This is a genomic window from Paractinoplanes rishiriensis (assembly GCF_016862375.1).
In the GTDB taxonomy this organism is placed as follows: domain Bacteria; phylum Actinomycetota; class Actinomycetes; order Mycobacteriales; family Micromonosporaceae; genus Actinoplanes; species Actinoplanes rishiriensis.
The window spans coordinates 241,361-260,512 of sequence record NZ_BOMV01000059.1 but is presented as its reverse complement, the minus strand read 5'-3'; the positions used below and the strand labels follow the sequence as shown (position 1 = coordinate 260,512).

General features: G+C 68.7%; 17 protein-coding genes. 9 read left to right on the top strand and 8 right to left on the bottom strand.

Going from position 1 to position 19,152, the window contains the following annotated elements:
- Window positions 1–66 precede the first annotated feature (66 nt).
- Window positions 67–1,497 carry a type VII secretion integral membrane protein EccD gene (gene eccD / locus Ari01nite_RS27585; protein ID WP_203785075.1) on the top strand — a complete coding sequence of 477 codons (1,431 nt, stop codon included), beginning with the start codon at window positions 67–69 and terminating at the stop codon, window positions 1,495–1,497.
- A gap of 141 nt (window positions 1,498–1,638) precedes the next feature.
- Here the strand turns inward: eccD and Ari01nite_RS27580 are convergent, their stop codons facing one another.
- Entirely contained in the window at window positions 1,639–2,136 is a 498-nt protein-coding gene (locus Ari01nite_RS27580) for an inorganic diphosphatase (protein ID WP_203785074.1), read from the bottom strand.
- A gap of 1,029 nt (window positions 2,137–3,165) precedes the next feature.
- On the opposite strand from Ari01nite_RS27580, the gene dacB reads away from it, so the two are divergent.
- The 7 genes from dacB to Ari01nite_RS27545 all read left to right on the top strand — a co-directional run bounded on the left by dacB (window position 3,166) and on the right by Ari01nite_RS27545 (window position 10,620).
- Complete coding sequence (dacB, locus tag Ari01nite_RS27575; protein WP_239163070.1) at window positions 3,166–4,530, top strand: D-alanyl-D-alanine carboxypeptidase/D-alanyl-D-alanine endopeptidase; 1,365 nt, start codon at window positions 3,166–3,168, stop codon at window positions 4,528–4,530.
- Between the two features lie 51 nt (window positions 4,531–4,581).
- Window positions 4,582–5,643: a zinc-dependent metalloprotease gene (locus Ari01nite_RS27570; RefSeq protein WP_203785073.1), complete on the top strand. Its 1,062-nt coding sequence runs from the start codon at window positions 4,582–4,584 to the stop codon at window positions 5,641–5,643.
- Between the two features lie 3 nt (window positions 5,644–5,646).
- Complete coding sequence (tilS, locus tag Ari01nite_RS27565) at window positions 5,647–6,597, top strand: tRNA lysidine(34) synthetase TilS (protein WP_203785072.1); 951 nt, start codon at window positions 5,647–5,649, stop codon at window positions 6,595–6,597.
- Window positions 6,598–6,733: 136 nt separating this feature from the next.
- A complete protein-coding gene (gene hpt, locus Ari01nite_RS27560) occupies window positions 6,734–7,309 on the top strand; it encodes a hypoxanthine phosphoribosyltransferase (RefSeq protein WP_203785071.1) in 576 nt (191 codons plus the stop codon).
- 255 nt (window positions 7,310–7,564) lie between these two features.
- Complete coding sequence (gene ftsH, locus Ari01nite_RS27555) at window positions 7,565–9,580, top strand: ATP-dependent zinc metalloprotease FtsH (RefSeq protein WP_203785127.1); 2,016 nt, start codon at window positions 7,565–7,567, stop codon at window positions 9,578–9,580.
- A 3-nt stretch (window positions 9,581–9,583) separates the two neighbouring features.
- Window positions 9,584–10,222, top strand: coding sequence for a GTP cyclohydrolase I FolE (gene folE, locus Ari01nite_RS27550; protein WP_203785126.1), 639 nt, complete (start codon window positions 9,584–9,586; stop codon window positions 10,220–10,222).
- The gene (locus tag Ari01nite_RS27545) at window positions 10,219–10,620 is read left to right on the top strand and encodes a RidA family protein (RefSeq protein ID WP_203785070.1); all 402 of its coding nucleotides are present in this window, start codon (window positions 10,219–10,221) and stop codon (window positions 10,618–10,620) included. The genes folE and Ari01nite_RS27545 overlap by 4 nt, the downstream gene beginning before the upstream one ends.
- On the opposite strand, the gene Ari01nite_RS27540 is transcribed toward Ari01nite_RS27545, so the two are convergent.
- From Ari01nite_RS27540 to Ari01nite_RS27530, 3 genes are read right to left on the bottom strand one after another with little or no spacing between them, the layout of a single operon-like run.
- Window positions 10,617–10,877 (bottom strand): hypothetical protein, encoded by a 261-nt coding sequence (locus Ari01nite_RS27540; RefSeq protein WP_203785069.1) that lies wholly within the window; start codon window positions 10,875–10,877, stop codon window positions 10,617–10,619. The two genes, Ari01nite_RS27545 and Ari01nite_RS27540, sit on opposite strands and share 4 nt — an antisense overlap.
- Window positions 10,878–10,894: 17 nt before the next feature.
- Window positions 10,895–11,587 carry a hypothetical protein gene (locus tag Ari01nite_RS27535; protein ID WP_203785068.1) on the bottom strand — a complete coding sequence of 231 codons (693 nt, stop codon included), beginning with the start codon at window positions 11,585–11,587 and terminating at the stop codon, window positions 10,895–10,897.
- A complete protein-coding gene (locus tag Ari01nite_RS27530; protein ID WP_203785125.1) occupies window positions 11,584–14,157 on the bottom strand; it encodes an FtsK/SpoIIIE domain-containing protein in 2,574 nt (857 codons plus the stop codon). Before Ari01nite_RS27530 ends, Ari01nite_RS27535 begins: the two co-directional genes overlap by 4 nt.
- 341 nt (window positions 14,158–14,498) lie before the next feature.
- Between Ari01nite_RS27530 and Ari01nite_RS27525 the strand changes: the two genes are divergently transcribed.
- Window positions 14,499–14,921 (top strand): hypothetical protein, encoded by a 423-nt coding sequence (locus tag Ari01nite_RS27525; protein WP_239163069.1) that lies wholly within the window; start codon window positions 14,499–14,501, stop codon window positions 14,919–14,921.
- Here the strand turns inward: Ari01nite_RS27525 and Ari01nite_RS50090 are convergent, their stop codons facing one another.
- From Ari01nite_RS50090 to Ari01nite_RS27510, 4 genes are read right to left on the bottom strand one after another with little or no spacing between them, the layout of a single operon-like run.
- Window positions 14,922–15,530, bottom strand: a complete 609-nt coding sequence (locus Ari01nite_RS50090) for a hypothetical protein (RefSeq protein ID WP_239163068.1) — start codon at window positions 15,528–15,530, stop codon at window positions 14,922–14,924.
- Window positions 15,527–16,639, bottom strand: a complete 1,113-nt coding sequence (locus Ari01nite_RS27520; protein ID WP_203785067.1) for a M23 family metallopeptidase — start codon at window positions 16,637–16,639, stop codon at window positions 15,527–15,529. Before Ari01nite_RS27520 ends, Ari01nite_RS50090 begins: the two co-directional genes overlap by 4 nt.
- Window positions 16,636–17,181, bottom strand: a complete 546-nt coding sequence (locus Ari01nite_RS27515) for a hypothetical protein (protein WP_203785123.1) — start codon at window positions 17,179–17,181, stop codon at window positions 16,636–16,638. The genes Ari01nite_RS27520 and Ari01nite_RS27515 overlap by 4 nt, the downstream gene beginning before the upstream one ends.
- Window positions 17,182–17,186: 5 nt before the next feature.
- Window positions 17,187–19,151: an MFS transporter gene (locus Ari01nite_RS27510; protein WP_203785066.1), complete on the bottom strand. Its 1,965-nt coding sequence runs from the start codon at window positions 19,149–19,151 to the stop codon at window positions 17,187–17,189.
- Window position 19,152: the final 1 nt, after the last annotated feature.

Here is a 19,152-nt window from a genome sequence, read left to right as displayed (position 1 = left end):
CCATCCAACCACCCCGCCCACCGCCCTTGAATCGATAGAGGCTTTTACCTCGATGGGAAGAGAGTCATGAGCGTCGGTCTAGCCCGGGTCACGATCAGCGCGCCGACCCGGCGCATCGACGTCGCGCTGCCCGAGCACGTTCCGCTCGCCGAACTGCTGCCCGAGGTGCTGCGGCACGCCGGTGAGGGTCTCGCCGACGACGGCGAGAAACATGGCGGGTGGGTGCTGCGGCGCACCGACGGGGTCGCGCTCACCACGACTCAAGGTCTTTTCCCCCAGGGCGTACGCGACGGCGAAGTGCTCCACCTCGTGCCGGCGCGCAACGAGTGGCCCGAACTCGAGTACGACGACGTGGTCGAGGCCATCGCCGAGGGCGCCCGGCGCCGGGGCAGCGCCTGGACACCGGCGTCGACCCGGACCGCCACGCTGGCCGCCGCCGGGGTGCTGCTGCTACTCGGACTCATCGCGGTGCTGCTGGCCGGTCCGGCCTGGACCGGATCGGCGTTCGTGGGGCTCGGCGTCGCCGTGGTGCTCGCGCTGGCCGGCGTCACCGCGTCGCGGGCGTACGGTGATTCGCGCGCCGGTGCGGCCCTGGGTGCCTACGCGATGCCGTACGCGTTCGCCGGCGGCGCGGTGCTGGTCGCCACCAACGACCGGGTCGGCGTGCTGTCCCCGCTGCCCTGGCTCGGCGGTTCCGAGCTGCTGGCCGGTTCGGTCGCGCTGCTGCTGGTGGCCGCACTCGGCGGGGTCGGTGTGGCCGGTTCGCTGCGGCTGTTCACGGCCGGGTCGGTGGTCGGCCTGCTCGGTGCGGTCACGGCCCTGACCAGCTGGCTCACCACGGCCGCCGGTGCCGCCGCGGTGCTGCTGTCGATCCTGGTCTGCGGGATCGGCGCGCTGCCGCTGCTGGCGATCCGGTTCGGCAAGATGCCCACGCCGCCGGTCACGCTGCCCACCGGGGTCGACGCCTCGGCCGGGTTCACCGGCGTGAGCGTGGCCAGCGCCCTGGACGCGGCCCGGGAACGCCCCGACCGCGCCACCATCTTCGCCGCCGTGACCCGCACCGAGGAACTGCTCGCCGGCATGCTGCTCGGGCACGCGGTGCTGGCCGCCGGAGCTTTCCTGGTGCTGGCCACCTCGGGCTCACTGTCCGCCCGGCTGCTGATGGCCGTCTCGGCCGCGGCCCTGCTGCTGCGGTCCCGGCTCTTCGTCACGCTGCGCCAGCGGGTGCCGCTGGTGGTGGGCGGCCTGACCGGGACCTTCGCGCTCGGCGCCGACCTGCTCACCCGGGCCGATGCCACGCTGCTGCTGGTGGTCACCGCGGCGGTCCTGGTGCTGGCCATCATCACGGTGGTCGCCGGTGCCACCTATTCGCGCAAGCCGCCGTCGCCGTATCTGGGTCGCGCCGCCGACCTGCTCGACACGCTCGTGGTGGTGTCGGTTATTCCGGTGGCGTGTGCGGTGGTCGGCCTCTACGCCGCGGTCGGCAACATCAGGTAAGCGCCGATTCCACTTTGGGGTAACACCCATTCATCCGTACGGACCAAATAATTGCTCCATAAAGCCACATGGGCGGCCGCATCTGCGGCCACCCATGAAAAGGCGGGGATATTCGGGAGTGCGGGACGGCGGCGGTGTGGATCAGTGTTCGTCGTGGTCGGAAACCGTCGCGCGCTTGAACGAGGCGCGGATCTCGTCCTCGGCCTCGACCCGGCCGACCCAGGTGGCGCCCTCGACCGACTTGCCCGGCTCCAGGTCCTTGTAGACGGTGAAGAAGTGCTGGATCTCCATCCGGTCGAACTCGCCGAGGTGGTGGATGTCGCGCAGGTGCTCCTGGCGCGGGTCCTCGTAGGGCACGCAGAGGACCTTGTCGTCGCGGCCCTTCTCGTCGGTCATCCGGTACATGCCGATCGCCCGCGCCCGCACCAGGCAGCCCGGGAAGGTCGGCTCCTGGATCAGGACCAGGGCATCCAGCGGGTCGCCGTCCTGACCGAGGGTGCCCTCGATGAAGCCGTAGTCCGCCGGGTACTGCGTGGCGGTGAAGAGGGTCCGGTCCAGCCGGATGCGGCCCGTCTTGTGGTCGACCTCGTACTTGTTCCGCTGGCCCTTGGGGATCTCAACCAGAACGTCGAAATCCATCGTTTGCTCCCTTGACTCGCCCGCTAAATTGCCGGTCACGACGGGCGGGGAACCGAGGCGAAATCATGCCCACAGGATCCGCGCGCAACGATGTGCCGGATGTCGCTAGTCTCCCCTAAGTCCGTCGCGGAGGACGAGGAGGGGCGCGTGGGGAGGCAAGGTTCACACAACGGGCCCGTTTACGACGGTGTGCCCGAGCCCCGTCATCTCCCCGGCAACGGTAACGCATCCGCGGGCCGGGCAAGGGTTCCTTCGCCGGACTCTGCCACTCACCGGGGATCACCGTGGACTGATCCGCCAGCACCACGCGCGCAATCGGACAGCACGTCTGCCGCCACCCCGCGGCCCGAAACGCAGAATGGCGAACAGCCGGATCGATCGGCGGAGACTTCCCCGCAAGACCAGCGCGGCGGCGCGGAATGGGCAGAAGATCAACAAATGCAACCCCGCGACACCGCCGACGGCCGCCCGCTGCCGGACGACCACCCGAGGCTGCCGACCCCGGAGGAAGCCGGCCGCGCGCCGTTGCCGGCTGATCGGCGCGGCGCTGCCGGGCGAGCAACGTCGGGACGGGCGGCATCGGGGCGGGCTACATCGGGACGGGCGGCTGCTGGGCCGGCGGCTGCTGGGCTGGCGGCTGCTGGGCCGGCGGTGCCGCAACGGCCGGGCTTGAGCAACACGGCGGGCGGAAAATCGGCGGAGCGTGCGCAGGGTGCCTGGGCGACCGCTCCGGGGGATGCGCCGGGCGGAACCTATGGGCGGGCCTCGGTGCCGCTTAACACGGTCCGGCCGGCTGCGGACGGCCCTGCCGTCGGTGGCGTCCAGGTGCCGGGGCGGGCTGCGGTGTCTGGCGCTGCTCAGGTGCCTGGTGCAGCGGTTGATCACGGCGGGGACGGGGTGGGCGCGGCGGAGCCGCGTGGGGAGGGTGACCATGCAGGACAGCCCGCAGCTGGTGCAGGGGGCGGGACCAACGACGGCGGCCGTCTCGAGCTCCAGGAGGCCGGTCGGCCGACTCGTACCATATGGGTTTTGGCTTCTGTTCTTGTTCTGATCGTTGGTATTGCGGTGGTGGGGCTGATCCGGCCGGGGCCGGTGCGGGAGTGGCTGGGCGCGGAAGGCAGTCCGGAGCCGACGGTGGTGCCTCCGACGGTCGAGCCGGTGCCGACTCCGGTACTGGTGGCGGCCTCGGCGGGTGGGGTGGCACCCAGCTCGGCCAAGGTCAAGGCGGCGCTCGATCCGCTGGTGAAATCGTCGTCGATCGGCAGCACGGTGCACGTCTCGGTGGTCGATGTGGCCTCGGGCGACGTGCTCTACGCGCGGAACGCGGACGTGCCGACCACGCCGGCGTCGACCACCAAGCTGCTGACCGCGGCGGCCGTGCTGTCCGCGCGTGGGCCGGCCCATCGGATCAGCACCCGGGTGGTGGCGGGCAGCGTGCCGGGTGAGGTGGTGCTGGTCGGTGGCGGTGATCCGACGCTGTCGGTGAACGGGAAGGCGCTGTTCCCGGGGGCGGCCCGGCTCGACCAGCTGGCGGCGCAGGTCAAGAAGTCGCTCGGTGGCACCGAACCGACCCGGGTGCTGGTGGACACCTCGCTGTTCAGCGGGCCGGAGACGGCCAAAGGGTGGTCGCCGGATGACATCTCGTTCGGGCAGGTGTCGCGGATCCAGGCGCTGATGACCAACGGTGGGCGGGTCAAGCCGATCCACAACGAGTTCGGCGGGGACCCGCGGTCGGGCGATCCGGCGATCGCGGCGGGCAAGGCCTTCGCGAAGTTGCTGAGTGCGCCGCAGTCGACCGTGCGCCGCGGGAAGGCGCCGGCCGCCGCGACCGAGCTGGGTGTCGTGCAGTCGCCGCCGATGGTGCAGCTCAGCGACTGGATGCTCGAGGAGAGCGACAACACCGTGGCCGAGTTGCTCGGGCGGCAGGTGGCGCTGGCCCGGAAGCGGCCGGCGACGTTCGGCGGGACCACCGACGCGATCGTCGGGCAGCTCAAGGACCTCGGGCTGGGCACCGCCGACCTCGACCTGTCCGACGCCAGCGGGCTGTCCCGGAACAACGCGATCAGTCCGGAACTGCTCACCCGACTGCTCGGGCTGGCCGCGTCGGGCGAGCAGCCGGCGCTCAGCGGGATCTTCGGCGGGCTGCCGGTGGCAGGCTGGTCGGGGACCATGGAGAAGCGCTTCAAATCGCCCAAGCCCAACCAGGTCGGACAAGGGGTGGTGCGGGCCAAGACCGGCACGCTGAGCGGGGTCAACACGATGGCCGGGCAGCTGATCACCGAGGACGGCCGGTTGCTGGTCTTCGCGGTGATGGCGAAGGGGTCGCCGAACGCGGTCACCGGCAAGGCGGCGGTCGACAAGGTGCCGGCCCGGCTGGTGAGCTGCGGCTGTTAGGTCAGGGTTTCACCCGAGGGCGGGCTGGATATCCGCGGGTACGGTGGGGGCATGGCGCAGTTCGTTGACTGGGATCTGGCCGCCGCTACCGCGGGCGCGCTGTCAAAATCCGGCCCCGCGGTGTCGTACGACGAGGCGATGCAGGTGGTCGCCGAGTTACGGACGCTCACCGACGAGGCGGCCGGGCACGTCGCGGCATATACCGGCCTGACCTCGCAGATCGAGGTGCCGCCGGTGCGCGTGGTGGATCGCAAGGACTGGGCCGCGATCAACATCCAGGGCCTCAAGCAGGTGATCATCCCGCTGGTCACCCGGCTGTCCGGCGACAAGCCGCCGGGCGGGTTCGCCGACGCGATCGGCTCCCGGGTCACCGGCGTGCAGGCCGGCACCATCCTGGCCTACCTGTCCGGCCGGGTCCTGGGACAATACGAGGTGTTCTCCGGCAACCCCGGCCAGTTGCTGCTGAACGCGCCCAACATCGTCGACGTGGAGCGCAAGCTCGGCGCCGACCCGCGCGACTTCCGGCTGTGGGTCTGCCTGCACGAGGTCACCCACCGCACGCAGTTCACCGCGGTGCCGTGGATGCGGGGCTACTTCCTGGGCGAGGTGCAGGCGTTCGTCGACGCCTCGCAGAGCGGCGAGCACATCCTCGAGCGGCTGCGCCGCGGCGTGGCGTCACTGTCCGACGCGCTGCGTGACCCGGAGAGCCGCTCCTCGGTCCTCGACCTGGTGCAGACCCCCGGGCAGAAGGCGGTGCTCGACCGTCTCACCGCGCTGATGACGCTGCTCGAGGGCCACGCCGAGTTCGTGATGGACGGCGTCGGCCCCGAGGTGATCCCGACCGTCGAGTCGATCCGGGCCAAGTTCAACCGCCGCCGCGAAAGCGGCAACCCGCTGGAAAAGGCCATCCGCCGCCTGCTGGGCATCGAGGTCAAAATGCGCCAGTACGCCGAGGGCCGCAAGTTCGTGCACGGTGTGGTCGAGCGGGTCGGCATGGACGGGTTCAACAAGGTCTTCGACTCGCCGCTCACCCTGCCCCGCCTCGACGAACTGGGTGACCCGGACGCCTGGGTGACCCGGGTGCACGGGCCGCAGCCCGCGATCGGCGGGTAGTAGTTGGCCCGCATCCCGGCGGCGGTCGCGGCGGTGCGGCAGGCCGTCCGCCGCTCGCTCCCGGACGGCCTGGTGCTGGTGGCGTGCTCGGGTGGGGCGGATTCGCTGGCCCTGGCGGCCGCGGCCCGGTTCGTGGGGCGGCACGTCGGTCTGGTCACGGTCGACCACGGGTTGCAGGAGGGGTCTGCGCAGCGGGCCTCGGATGTGGCGTCGTGGGGTCGTGGTGCCGGGTTCTCGCCGGTAGAGGTGGCTACGGTCGACGTTTCGGGGCTGCCCGGGGGGCCGGAAGCGGCGGCTCGGACGGCTCGGTATGCGGCGCTGACCGCGGTGGCCTCCCGGGTGGGGGCCGCGGCGGTGCTGCTCGGGCACACCCGGGACGACCAGGCGGAGACTGTCTTACTCGCGTTGGCTCGGGGGGCCGGGCCTCGGGGGCTGGCGGGGATGCCGGCTCGGCGGGGGATCTTTGTGCGGCCGCTGCTCGATGTGGGGCGGGCCGATACCCGGAAGGCGTGCGCGGCCCTGGGGCTGGTGCCCTGGGAGGACCCGCACAACTCGGATCCGGCGTTTGCGCGGGCGCGGGTTCGGGGGGAGGCGCTGCCGGCGCTGGTGGCTGCGCTCGGGCCGGCGGTGGTGAGCAATTTGGCGCGGTCTGCGGGGCAGATCGCGGCTGATAATGCGGCGTTGGATGAGCTGGCTGCTGCGGCGTTGGCCCGGGCCGGCTCGGCCGCTGGGCTGGACATTTCCGATTTATACCTGCTTAGCACCGCCATCCGGACGCGGGTGCTGCATGCCTGGGCCAAGCAGCTCGGCGCCGCCGGCGGCGCCCTCTCGCACCGCCACGTCGCCGCCCTGGACGCGTTGATCACCGACTGGCGTGGTCAGGGCCCGGCCTCGCTCCCCGGCGGCATTGTGGTCACCCGACGGCGGGGGCTACTCGTTCGGGTATCCGCATGAGTTGTGAGAACGGTCACTATCATTGTCCGATTCGCCGGTAACGCCGGGCCGAACCCGTCAAATTCCAGCGGATCGCCACCCGACCGGGCCGGACCCGTGCGACCGGACGCAACCTTGATACGGCAGTCTTACCCCCATGGCTGACGGCTCCTGGTACGACGCCGACATCGACCGCGTGATCATCTCCGAGGAGCAGATCCGAGAAAAGACCGCCGAGCTGGCGAAGCAGGTCTCCGCCGACCATGCCGACGTGGCCGGGGGTGTGCTGCTGGTCTGCGTGCTCAAGGGTGCGGTCATGTTCATGGCCGACTTCGCCCGCGCGCTGGGCGCCCACGGCCCGTCCACCGAGATGGAGTTCATGGCCGTCTCGTCCTACGGCCAGGGCACCACGTCCTCCGGGGTGGTGCGCATCCTCAAAGACCTGGACCGCGACATCACCGGCCGGCACGTGATCATCGTCGAGGACATCGTCGACTCCGGCCTGACCCTGTCCTGGCTGATGAAATACTTGCAGTCCCGGTCGCCGGCCAGCATCGAGGTGGTCGCTCTGTTCCGCAAGCCGGACGCGGTCACGGTGCAGGTCCCGGTCAAGTACGTAGGCTTCGACATCCCGAACGAGTTCGTGGTCGGTTACGGTCTGGACTTCGCCGAGCGCTACCGTGAGCTGCCTTACGTAGGCGTACTCAAGCCGGAGGTCTACGCCCGTAGCTGAACCACTTTCTCAGCCTCTTCTCAGAATTCGCCTTTATGGGTGGATTTGTTCCAAAAGACGGCTGAAGGGATGGGGGCTGAGGGGTGTCCGGCCGACGGGCTCACGGGTTCGCGAACGGCACCCACGGTGTACGGTCGAGTGACCGATGGCGCAGTGTGTCACTTGCGCAGGAGGGGCGAGCCGCCGATGGCGGCGACGTTGAGGTGACCAGGACGCCGATCAGGAGGGTCCGGGCGCTTGGCGCCCGACAACAGCATGGAGCGTACGCGTTTCTTCCGCCGCCCGGTGGTCTGGATCATTCTGGTGATCATCGGTGTGATTGCGCTGAGCTCGTTCTTCACGAGTGGACCGAGCTATCAGCGAGTTGACACTTCGGTTGCGCTCGAGCGCCTGAACCAGCCCGGCATCAAGAAGGTCGTCCAGAAGGACAAGGAGCAGACGCTCCAGATCGACCTCGCGACGCCCGGGCAGTTCGAGGGCAAGACGACCGACAAGATCGAGACTCAATACCCGTACGAGGTAACGAGGGAGATCTGGGAGGACGTCCAGCAGGCGAAGGCCGCCGGCCGCATCACCGGAAATATCAACACCACCGTCTCCGGCGACAACATCCTCTTCAGCCTGCTGATCAACCTGCTGCCGATCGCCATCCTGGTGATCCTGCTGCTGCTGTTCATGTCGCAGATGCAGGGCGGCGGTTCGCGGGTGCTCAACTTCGGCAAGTCCAAGGCCAAGATGATCACCAAGGACACGCCGAAGACGACGTTCGCCGACGTGGCCGGCGCCGAGGAGGCGGTCCAGGAACTCCACGAGATCAAGGACTTCCTGCAGAACCCGGCGAAATACCAGGCCCTCGGCGCCAAGATCCCCAAGGGCGTGCTGCTGTTCGGCCCGCCCGGCACCGGTAAGACGCTGCTGGCCCGCGCGGTCGCCGGCGAGGCCGGGGTGCCGTTCTACTCCATCTCGGGTTCCGACTTCGTCGAGATGTTCGTGGGCGTCGGCGCCAGCCGGGTCCGCGACCTGTTCGAGCAGGCCAAGTCGAACGCGCCCGCGATCGTCTTCGTGGACGAGATCGACGCGGTCGGCCGGCACCGTGGCGCCGGCATGGGCGGTGGCCACGACGAGCGCGAGCAGACCCTCAACCAGCTGCTGGTCGAGATGGACGGCTTCGACACCAAGGGCGGGGTCATCCTGATCGCGGCCACCAACCGGCCCGACATCCTCGACCCCGCGCTGCTGCGTCCCGGCCGGTTCGACCGCCAGATCCCGGTCGACAACCCCGACATGGAGGGCCGCAAGGCGATCCTGCGGGTGCACGCCAAGGGCAAGCCGTTCACGCCCGACGTCGACCTCGACTCGGTGGCCCGTCGCACGCCCGGCTTCTCCGGCGCCGACCTGGCCAACGTCATCAACGAGGCGGCCCTGCTCACCGCGCGGAACGAGAAGCGGGCGATCTCCAACGAGTTCCTCGAGGAGTCGATCGACCGGGTGATCGCCGGTCCCGAGCGCCGCACCCGGGCGATGAGCGACAAGGAAAAGAAGATCACCGCGTACCACGAGGGCGGGCACGCGCTGGTGGCCTACGCGCTGCCACACTCCGCCCCGGTGCACAAGGTGACGATCCTGCCGCGTGGCCGCTCGCTCGGGCACACGCTGGTGCTCCCCACCGAGGACAAGTACACCCAGACCCGGGCCGAGATGATCGACACCCTGGCGTACGCGCTGGGTGGCCGGGCCGCCGAGGAGCTCGTCTTCCACGAGCCCACCACCGGCGCCGGCAACGACATCGAGAAGGCATCCGGCCTGGCCCGCGCCATGGTCACCCAGTACGGCATGAGCTCCAAGCTCGGCGCCGTGAAGTACGGCACGAGCGGTGATGAGCCGTTCATGGGCCGCAACATGGGTCACGAGCGCGATTACTCCGACTCGGTGGCCGCCGACATCGACGCCGAGGTCCGCGCACTCATCGAGCTGGCCCACGACGAGGCCTGGGAGATCCTGGTCGAGTACCGCGACGTCCTCGACACCATGGTTCTCGAGCTGATGGAGAAGGAAACCATCACCCGCGAGGACATGGACCGGATCTGCGCACGGGTGGCCAAGCGCCCGCCGATGTCGCCGTTCAACGGCTTCGGCAAGCGACTGCCCTCCGAGGCGCCGCCGGTGCTCACCCCGGCCGAGAAGGACAAGCTGAAGGCTCAGGCCGAGGCGGACGGCCAGGTTGCGGTGGGCCCCAGCTCCGGTGCGAACGGCTCGGTGGAAGGGCAGTAACCGATCAGCGAGGACCTCGACTATCTCGCCGCGCGCCTGGTCGACGGCAAGCTCACCGGCACCCCGGTGGAGCAGGCCGTCGACCTGGCCCGGATCGAGAAGGCGATCCGGGAGATCCTCATCGCGGTCGGTGAGGATCCGGACCGGGACGGCCTGGTACGCACGCCGACCCGGGTGGCCCGCGCGTACGCCGAGCTCTTCGCCGGTCTCCGGGTCGACCCGGCCACGGTGCTGACCACCACGTTCGAGGCCAACCACGAAGAGCTCGTGCTGGTCCGGGACATCGAGGTGATGAGCATGTGCGAGCATCACCTGCTCCCGTTCAAGGGCGTCGCGCACATCGGCTACATCCCGGGCACGCACGGCCGGATCACCGGCCTGTCCAAGCTGGCCCGCCTCGTCGAGGTCTTCGCCCGCCGCCCGCAGGTGCAGGAGCGGCTCACCTCGCAGATCGCCGACCTGCTGCTCCATCAGCTCGAGGCGCGCGGCGTGATAGTGGTGCTGGAGTGCGAGCACCTCTGCATGGAGATGCGCGGCATCCGCAAGGTGGGCGCCCGCACGGTCACCAGCGCGGTCCGCGGCGCGTTCCAAACCGACGGAAAGGTACGCGCCGAGGCCATGGCGCTGATAAACGCCCGATGATCGAGAAACTCAACCCGCCCGGCGTGCACGAGACCGCCGGCTACAGCCACGTGACCATCTCGCCCGCCGGCCGGCTCGCCCACCTGGCCGGGCAGTGCCCGCTCGACCTGGCCGGCACCGTGGTCGGCCCGGGCGACTTCGACGCGCAGACCGACCAGGTCATCGCCAACTGCCTCACGGTGCTGGCCGCGGCCGGCGCCAAGCCCGCCGACGTGGTCCGCTCGATCATCTACGTGGTGAGCCCGGACAGCGCGGTGCTGGGCGGCGTCTGGCAGCGGCTGATGGACTCCGACCTGGCCCCCGCGTTCGGGACGGCCAGCACACTGCTCGGGGTGGCGTCGCTGGGCTACCGCGGCCAGCTCATCGAGATCGACCTGACCGCCGCCCTGCCCGACTAGATCACCGTACGGAAGGTGTCGGCCGCGTCCATTGCGGCGCGGGTCAGCTGGGCGGCCTCGTCCAGCCGGGTGCGGGCCTGTTCGAGGTGGGCGATCGCGGACGCCACCGACGGGTGGAACGAACCCACCGCGGTCATCCGCAGCAGGGCCAGCGCGTCCTCCAGCTGGTCGCTGATCTGCTGGATGCCGGTCGCGGCCCGGCCCGCCCCGTCCACCGAGGCGGCCACGTGCGCCTTCACCTCTTCGACACTCGCCACGCTGGAATCGCCCTCCTTTACCGGAAGAACGCCGTCAATCCGACGCCCATGCAGGTGAGCAGCACCGGAACAAGGCAGGCGACCGCACCGAGGATCGGGGTGCGGTCGACCGGTCCCTGGTCGCTCCCGCCGTACACGAATCCGATCGTGACCCAGCCCAGCCCGAACGCCAGCACCGGCAGGCTGAGCCCGCACAGCAGCGCGTAGGTCGGCACCGAGCCCTGCGGCGCCACCAGGTAGAGCACGATCTGTACGACCAGCACCGCAGCCGCGAACGGACCGTAGATCAGCAGGTTGCGGACCATCGGGCGCAGCGGTCGCGCCGGTCCCGGACCGATGATGGTGGCGTCCGCGGCGTCCGCGGTGCGCCGGGCCTGCTGCAGCGCCGCCAGCACGGCGGCCGGGCCTCCGGCGACAGCCTGCCGCGCCGCCTCCAGCTCCGCGGGGCCCGGGGTGAGATCAGATTCCGGTACGCCGAAATCGCGCATCATCCGAGCCTGCTGGGGCGCGAGCCGCGCGCGTACCGCCAAAAGCTCTTGATTTGCCGCCGCGAGTGCCGCCTGTTGCTCGCCCGCCGCCGCGCTCGCGGCCCGGCGAACCGCGTCGAGACGCTGCGCCGCCGCCAGATAGTCGTCCCACGGGCCGGGCGCGGGCGGCGTCGGCTGCGCCGGGATGCCGCCGGTCGTCTCCTGCTCCTGCTGGTCGGTCATAGCTCGTCGCTCTCCGGCCGCAGGAACGGCACCACGGTCACCGTGCGGTCGGCGTGCCGGTCGTGCAGCAGCGCGCGGTTGGGCCGCGGATGCCAGTCGACCGGCCGGCCCAGCATCAGGCCCACTTCGGACTGTGGCACGTTGAGGAACAGCAGGCCCGCCACGTCCTCGCGGCCCGCGCTGCCCCCGGTCTCCTCGTTGAACCGGCGCAGCCCGCGCCACCAGGACAGCAGGTGCACGCCCCGGCCCGGTCCCTCGCGCAACAGTTGGCGCAGGCCGGGCAGGCTGCCGGGGCTGGCCGCGTCCATCCCGAACACCACGCGGTAGCCGGGCGAGTCCAGCGTCATCTCGGCCGCCAGGCCGGCCGCGTCGACCAGCGCGACCTCCTGCCGGTGGCCGATCTCCGCGGCGAGTTCCTGGGCGATTTGGTCACCCTCAGCGACCAGAGAGGCAATGACAAATCGAGCCGTACGCGGGGCGTGGCACGCGGCGACGCTGCGCGCGGCGGCGTCGAGCACCTCGGAACCGGACGCCTGCGACCCGAAGATGGCCAGGTGCCGGCCCGGCGAGGCGTCCAGCGAGAACGTGGCCGACGAGAGGTTGACGTCGATGACCCGGCCGACCAGCGCGGCGGGGCGACCAGCGCGCCCAGCCATCGCGGCCCGGTAGGTCGGGTCGTCGGCCAGGTGTTGATGCGCGTACCCCGCGAAGATCCGCGGCGGCAGCGCCTCCGGGTCGCGGGCCGCCCACAGCCGGTGCCGCAGGTCGCTGAGCAGCTCACGGTCGGCGTGCGGGTCGGGGAAGCGGACCGTGCGCTCGTGCCCGCGGGTGGCGCCGCGCGGGCCGCCCAGACCACCGGCGGTGTTGACCACCGCGGTGCCCAGCGGCAGGCCGGCCGCGGCGTCGTTGGTGGGCTCCAGCACGTCACCGCCACCCGGCAGCGCGATCCGCACCGGGAACTGGCCGAAGATCGAGTCGCGCTTCGCGTAGAGGGCTTCGACGCCGAGCACCGTCTGACTGGCCAAAATCAAATGGATGCCGTACGAGCGACCCTTGCGCGCCAGCGACTCCAGCAGCCCGACGGCCTCGGTGGCGGTCGGGTCGCTGCCGGCCAGCAGCACCTGGAACTCGTCGATGACGCAGAGGACGCGCGGCATCGGCTTGCGCTGCCCCTCCTCGGCCGCCACCGCGCGCAGGTCGGCGAACTTGGTGACGCCGGCCCGCTTGTAGGCAACCGAGCGCCGGGTCATCTCGGCGTCCAGTTCGCGCAGCACGGCCAGCCCGTACTCCCGGTCGGACTCGACGCCGACCGCCCGCGCGTGCGGCAGCCAGGTGCGGTCCCGGCGGGTCGGCACGAACTCGGCGAAGGACACGCCCTCCTTGAAGTCGAGCAGGTACAACGCCATCTCGGCGGCGCTGTAGCGCGCGCCCAACCCGTACAGGACATTGATCAGGAACGCGGTCTTGCCGGCGCCGGACCGGCCGCCCACCAGCCAGTGCGGCGTCAGGTCGTTGAACTGGAGCACCAGCGGGGTGTCGCCGTCGTGCCCGAGGATGGCGCTGAGCCCGTCGGAGGCGTCGCCGGTGCACAACTCCTCACCCGGCTCGGGAAGCAGGTCGGCCAGCTTGACCTGGGAGGCCACCGCCGAGTGCGCGGCCAGCTCACGGCACACCGCGTCGATCAGGTGTGGCGGCGGGTCCTCGTCGAGGAAAACCGGTGCGTTCAGCCAGAGCGCGGAGGGGATGGAGCCGTACGTGGCGCCGGGCGGGTCACCGATGACCGCGTACGGGTTACGGACCGAGATCGATGTGGTGCGGGGCAGCGGCGGCTGAGTCGTCTCGGCGGTCAGCGGCGGCGGCGGCCACCCCGCGACGATCAGATGCAGCCCCGAATCGGGCCCCTGCTGGGCAAGAGCCGCGATCCGCCGCAGTTCCTCACCCTCGGTCAGCTCCGGAAGACTCGCGATGACCAGCAGCATCATCCGGTCCCGCCGACTGCGCCGCGGCGCCGCCCCCCGCCCCGGCCGCAGCCACTTGTCGGCCTCGGCGAGCACATCCCGAAGCCCCTGCCGATCGGTGGCCGGCGGCGACATCAGCCCCGCATCGGCCAGATCGGCAAACGGCGCGAACACGGCACCGCCCCCGATCCCGTCCACGGCCCGGATGAGCAGCGAACCGGGCGGTGCGGCCGCCAGCAACCGCAGCAGAAGACACCGGATCAACCCGAAAACCCGGGCATCGGTGGCCGTGGCGTCAACGGTCAGGTGCCCCGTCCCGAGCAGCGGAACAACAGCCGGAAACCGAACATCATCGAGCGGCTGAGCCACCCCGATCCGCACGAACTGCGGCGGAAACACCCCACCGAGCGGAGCCGTGTCGGACTGGGCGTCAAGGTTGGCCCCCAGCCACCCCGGAGCCAGCGCCCGCCCGGCCTCCCGCAACTGCTCGGCAATAGAGTGCTGCTCCATCGAGTCGACCCCTTGGGGCAAATCAGACTCAAGAGCCACCACCGCAGCCTCAACAACCGCAGCCGCCTGCCGGTGCAGGGCAGCAGCCTGCTGGACCCGCATTCCCGAATCCGCCACCGCCCTCACCTCCCTGTGTGCGGATAAAACTTATCCCAGACCGGCGGCCACATCGCGTTCCCGCCCCCCACCACCTTGCGCGCCGCGACATTCACACCCGTGCGCGGCTTGGCACGGTCTGTGCGCCGAGAGGCACTACTGTCGTATGTGTGCAGCCGCAAGAGCCCGTGACCGGCCCAACGCCACAACCCCCAGCGGCCCGAGGCCCATCACCCGTGTCAGGCGCGCCGCCCCCACCTCCGGCCGGCGCACCACCACCACCACCACCACCGGCGGCCGCCCGCCCCCCAAGGCTTCGCAACCGCCGAGCACGCTTAATAGTCGCGATGGTGCTGGGCTTGTCAGCGCTGCTGTGCTTGGGCGGCGTAGGCGTAGTGGTTTCCTTATACGACGAGGCAACCGAAATCAAACGAACAGCACCCGACGCAGTTACTGATAGCTTCATCCGCGCCTACTTAGTAAACAGAAATGATCAGGAGGCGTCGCTCTATCAATGCAAGTCGGGCGGGGATTTTGGTGAGATTGCGGCCTTTCGGGACGACATAGTCGGTCGGGAGCAGCAGTATTCAATTGGCATCAGAGTGACGTGGACCAGCCTCGCTGTCTCCAATGAGGGTGGGCAAACGGTGGTCACCACCGATCTTCGCCGCGCGATTACCGACGGCAGCGAGCGAACGACCGATAAGTGGAGGTTTATCCTCGTCGATCAAAATGGTTGGCGAGTGTGCGGCGCAGCCAAGGTCTCATGACTACTCGACCCACAACAGATGAACGGGAACCTCCAAAGTGCGAGGTGAGCGCCCGCTCCATCCCCATCGGTACCAGTCCAATTCTGCGGTCACTCGCGCGCAGACATCGCCACTTTCACTCGCGTGTAACTCCGTAACAGCGCGCAGATCGCGACGTTCGCTGCCATCGTCCGCGATTTGAATTACGCGTTTGCCCATTAGATTCGATGCATCGAGCGCGGCTGTAGGAACTTGGCGTGAGGGCTCGTCCAGCGAGACGAGCCGGGATCCCACATCAAGCCCCCGCCCGGAGGCACCAAATGCGACGCCGTATTCTTCGACCCAAACCCGTTCGACTGGCACGAGTGGCGCAAAAACTTCCGTTTGCTCCGATTCAGCGCGGTACCACTCCGACTCCGGCATGACTGGAACGTAGGTCCGGCTTCCCTGGACGACCTTTTCGTCGGCTCTCAGGTCTGCGCGCCATCCGTGACCAGGCATACCGATAAGTACCCGGCGACCTCGTAGGTTGCCACACATGCTGGCCGGCGTCGGAACTATCGGGCGCGGTGGATCGAGAGACCAGTCGGGATGACCGGCGAACGGATCGGGCACGGAGTCTCCGGTCATCCTTCACCCCCTAGCGGCGCGCCCTGCTCGCGCATGAAACGCACAGGATCGACAGCTCCTGCGCTCGAGCGATCGTTGTTGAGGTGGACTTCGAAATGTAGATGCGGGCCCGAGGAGTTGCCGCTGCTTCCTACGCGGCCGATAACGTCACCCGCTGTGACCTCTTGGCCCTCCCGGACAAACGGCCGCTGGATCATGTGGCAATAACGAGTCATGACATCACCAGCATGATGGATCTCGACCATCCAACCGCACCCGCCCTTGCCCGGATAACCGTCCACGTTGCAGCTCAGCCTGCCGCGACGGTCCTCATCGCACTTAACCATCGAGACGATTCCACTTGCGGCCGCAGCAATGGGGGTATACCTGCCTGAACTCAAGTCGACGCCCTGGTGGCTGGGGCGCGACACGGTTCGAAATGCGCTACCGACAACATCCTTCACCGGAATCGTCCAGCCAGAAGCTGCGATCTGGCCAGCCGACGCACAAACCATCTCGAGTGAGCTACCCACCGCGTTGGCCGCGCCGTCGGCCAGCATGTTGACGATCTGGGTGGCGAGGGGCTCGTGCTTGGCATAAGCGTCCGGATAGGCGCTGATCTGTACCCGCTGTGCGGCATTTGTGAGCGGCAGGTTTTCCCAGCCTTCGATGGTCTTGAGCTTCTCGTAGAACTTCGTGCTCGCGTACACCGGATCTCTGATTTGCTCGGGTGTCCCCCAGCCGGAGCTTGGCCGCTGCTGGAACAGGCCGAGCGAGTCGTGGTCGTTTCGGGCGCCGAGGTTGCCCAGGTTGGTGAGTCGCGACTCCTGCATGGCCGTGGCCACCGCGATGACCCAGGCGCGGGGTGGCAGCTTCTGGTCGGCACCGACGTTGATGATGATGGCCGCATTCCGGATCTGCGTGGCGCCGTACGGCCGAATCCGTGGCAACTTCGAGTCCGGGTCGACGGGACCGCCCTTGCCGCAGCCGAGAGCTGCGTTCAGATTGTTGTTCTCGTCGGTTAGGCCGCCGAGCAACACCGCGCTGATACTTCCGCCGCAGCACAGGAGCGCGAGGGTCGCGACCAGCGCGATCAAGAGCACGATCTTGCGCGGGCGCGGGATGTTCATCCCTGTTCCCAGTCGATTCCGTCGACCAGCCAGGTGCCGTCCGGTGCGACCAGGCGCAGGTTGAGTTTTCCAGAGTTCATCGTGACGACCGCGTTGACGACGGTCTCGCTCACCGGTATCAGACTTGGCCGGCCAACTACCCGGTCGGCCGGGACGCCGACCGGGTCCACGCCGGTGAGTTCGTCGGCAAGGTTCTTGGTCGAGTTCGGCAGGAGCCGGTCACGCCAGGTCTTAGAAGTCGTGTTCTTGTGGTTCGCCCAAGCCGAGGCGAAGGCGTAGGCCACCGCCTCGGGTTGAGCTTTTCCGGGGCCGGTCGTCGGGCTCGGCGGTGGGCCGGAGTCGATGACGCTGTCATCGTCCTTCGGGTCAATGCTGACAGCCGGGGCCGGTGACACGCTGCCGAGCGAAGGTCCGGTGTTGCTGCCATCGGACAGCAGTCGCCCAATGCCCACCACGGCCACCACGATGCCGACGATGACGATCGCGACGCCCCAGCGGGACCGGAATATGCGGTTGAGACCCAGTTCGAGAATTCGGGGCATACCGATCACTTAGCCTCGGAGCGCACCCGAGGGCTGGCGGGCTCCTGGGTGGTGCTTCCGGTCTCTGGTCGATAGATCGCATAGGACGCCGGCTGCTCGGCCACATCCGGTTCGGTCCAGGTCGACGCGCGACGGGGACGTGCCGGGCCGCCGGGATCGCGACGTGCGGGCGGCGGAGAAGCGTCGTGCACGGACTCGTTGCCGTCGGGGCGGGTCGTGGAGGAGCCGTCGGGTCGACCGCCCGCGCCGGGCGGCTCGGTTCCGCCACGGTTGACGGCCGCATGAGCCGGGTCCTCCAGCCGGGCCTCGGGGCGAAGGTTGCTCTGGTCGGCGTAGACGGTTCGACCGCGGCCCTTGCCGATCACCGGCTCGTTGGTTCCGCCGCCCTCGGAGATTTCGAGCTTGGCTGCCTCCCGCATGTCACGGAAGAACCGGCGGTGCCACGAACCGGCCGAGGCGATCGCGCGGGTGCCGTCCTTACCTCCGAGCTGAGTAATTCGGCGATATGGCCTCAAGAGCAGCCAGCCAACCACCCCACACAGCCAAACCAAAACGACTTGCAGCCATCCAGCAAGACTGGCTGTGTTCATGATCAGATCAACGGCGAAAAGGTAGATCGCCGCCCCCGTGCCGAAGATCGCAATGTTGAAGACGGCGGCGACGACTGCGTTACCCAGACGCCGGATGCCGGAGCTGGCGGGGCGTAGTAGGCCAACGGTTCCGAGGATCGGTGCCGCAATGACCGCCCACCTGAAAATCAGGAAACCGAGCAAGACTAGGATCGAGGCCGTTAGGTCAAACATTGCGAACATGATTGACGCAAGTACCGCGATAAAGCCGGCGCCGATGCGGTCCATCCCATTTATGCCCTGTAGGTATTCGTAGGCCTCAGGGTCTTCTTGCTTGATTTGCTCCGCGACCTTCTGCCACTGCGTCTTCTTTCCGTCAAGAACGCCTTCGCGGGTTTCCGGGTTATCCCTGATACGTTGAGCTTCGTCCCAGGTCAGCGATCGGGCGTCGTAGAGTGCTTGACCATACTTCTTTGCAGTTTCGCTATCCGCTGATCCAAGAATGCCGCGGAGCCAGTTTCGATAAAGCATAGTTTCGGCTGCGGTGTCGCTGGCGCGAACTGCTGGGGGTCGTTGGTCCTGGCAGGCATCGGGTTTGCCAAGGCGGCACTCCGCGCTCGCCCCGCTCTCAGGTCGGGGGCCCACGGCGTCATGTACGACTCCGAGCGTGGTGATCAAGCTTTGATCGGCGAGGTTCGCAGACCGGACTGGCCATGCTGCAATTGCCGTGACTGCGACCATGACCAGGATCGCCCATCCGGCAGTTGTTGTGGCAGCTCCCATGTCGGCCTGGCGGGATCGCCAAAGAAGATATATTCCAACGATCGCGAGCGTGATCACACCGAAAACGCTGAAGACCTTCTCGTAGACTGCCTTGGTGGCCTGATCGACGAGCGGGTCGGCCCAGCCCCAAAGTGTCTGCGGATCCCAGGCCCGCTCACGCAGTGCGTTGGAAGCGCCGATTACGGCGGTGGCCACCATGAATTCGCCGTTGGCAATTGTGGTCTCGAACTTGAAGTCTGGATCTATGAGCGTTGACGCGCAGCCGCTGTCAAGGTCGTATGTGGTGTAGCTGTAACCCGCATAGCCATATTCACTATAGATTCCTTGCGGGCCTGGCTTCGTAGAAGATTCCGGCCTTTCGACGAACCATCCAGCGAGACCTGCGTCGGGAGTGCTTGGGGTCGGCGGAAGGAGGCACTGAGCCCGGTTTGCGCTGACGTCGGCCAGGCGGCTCACGCACGCCTTAAAATCGTTCTGCCACTCCTCGGTGCTGCAGGCGCCCCCCGGTGCCCTCTCCGGCGCCGCCAGTGCGGCATTAGGCGTTGCCACCGCCCACACGATCGACGCCACCACCGTGACGAACATCGTCATGGCCAGCGCCAACGCTCGCCGCACCATC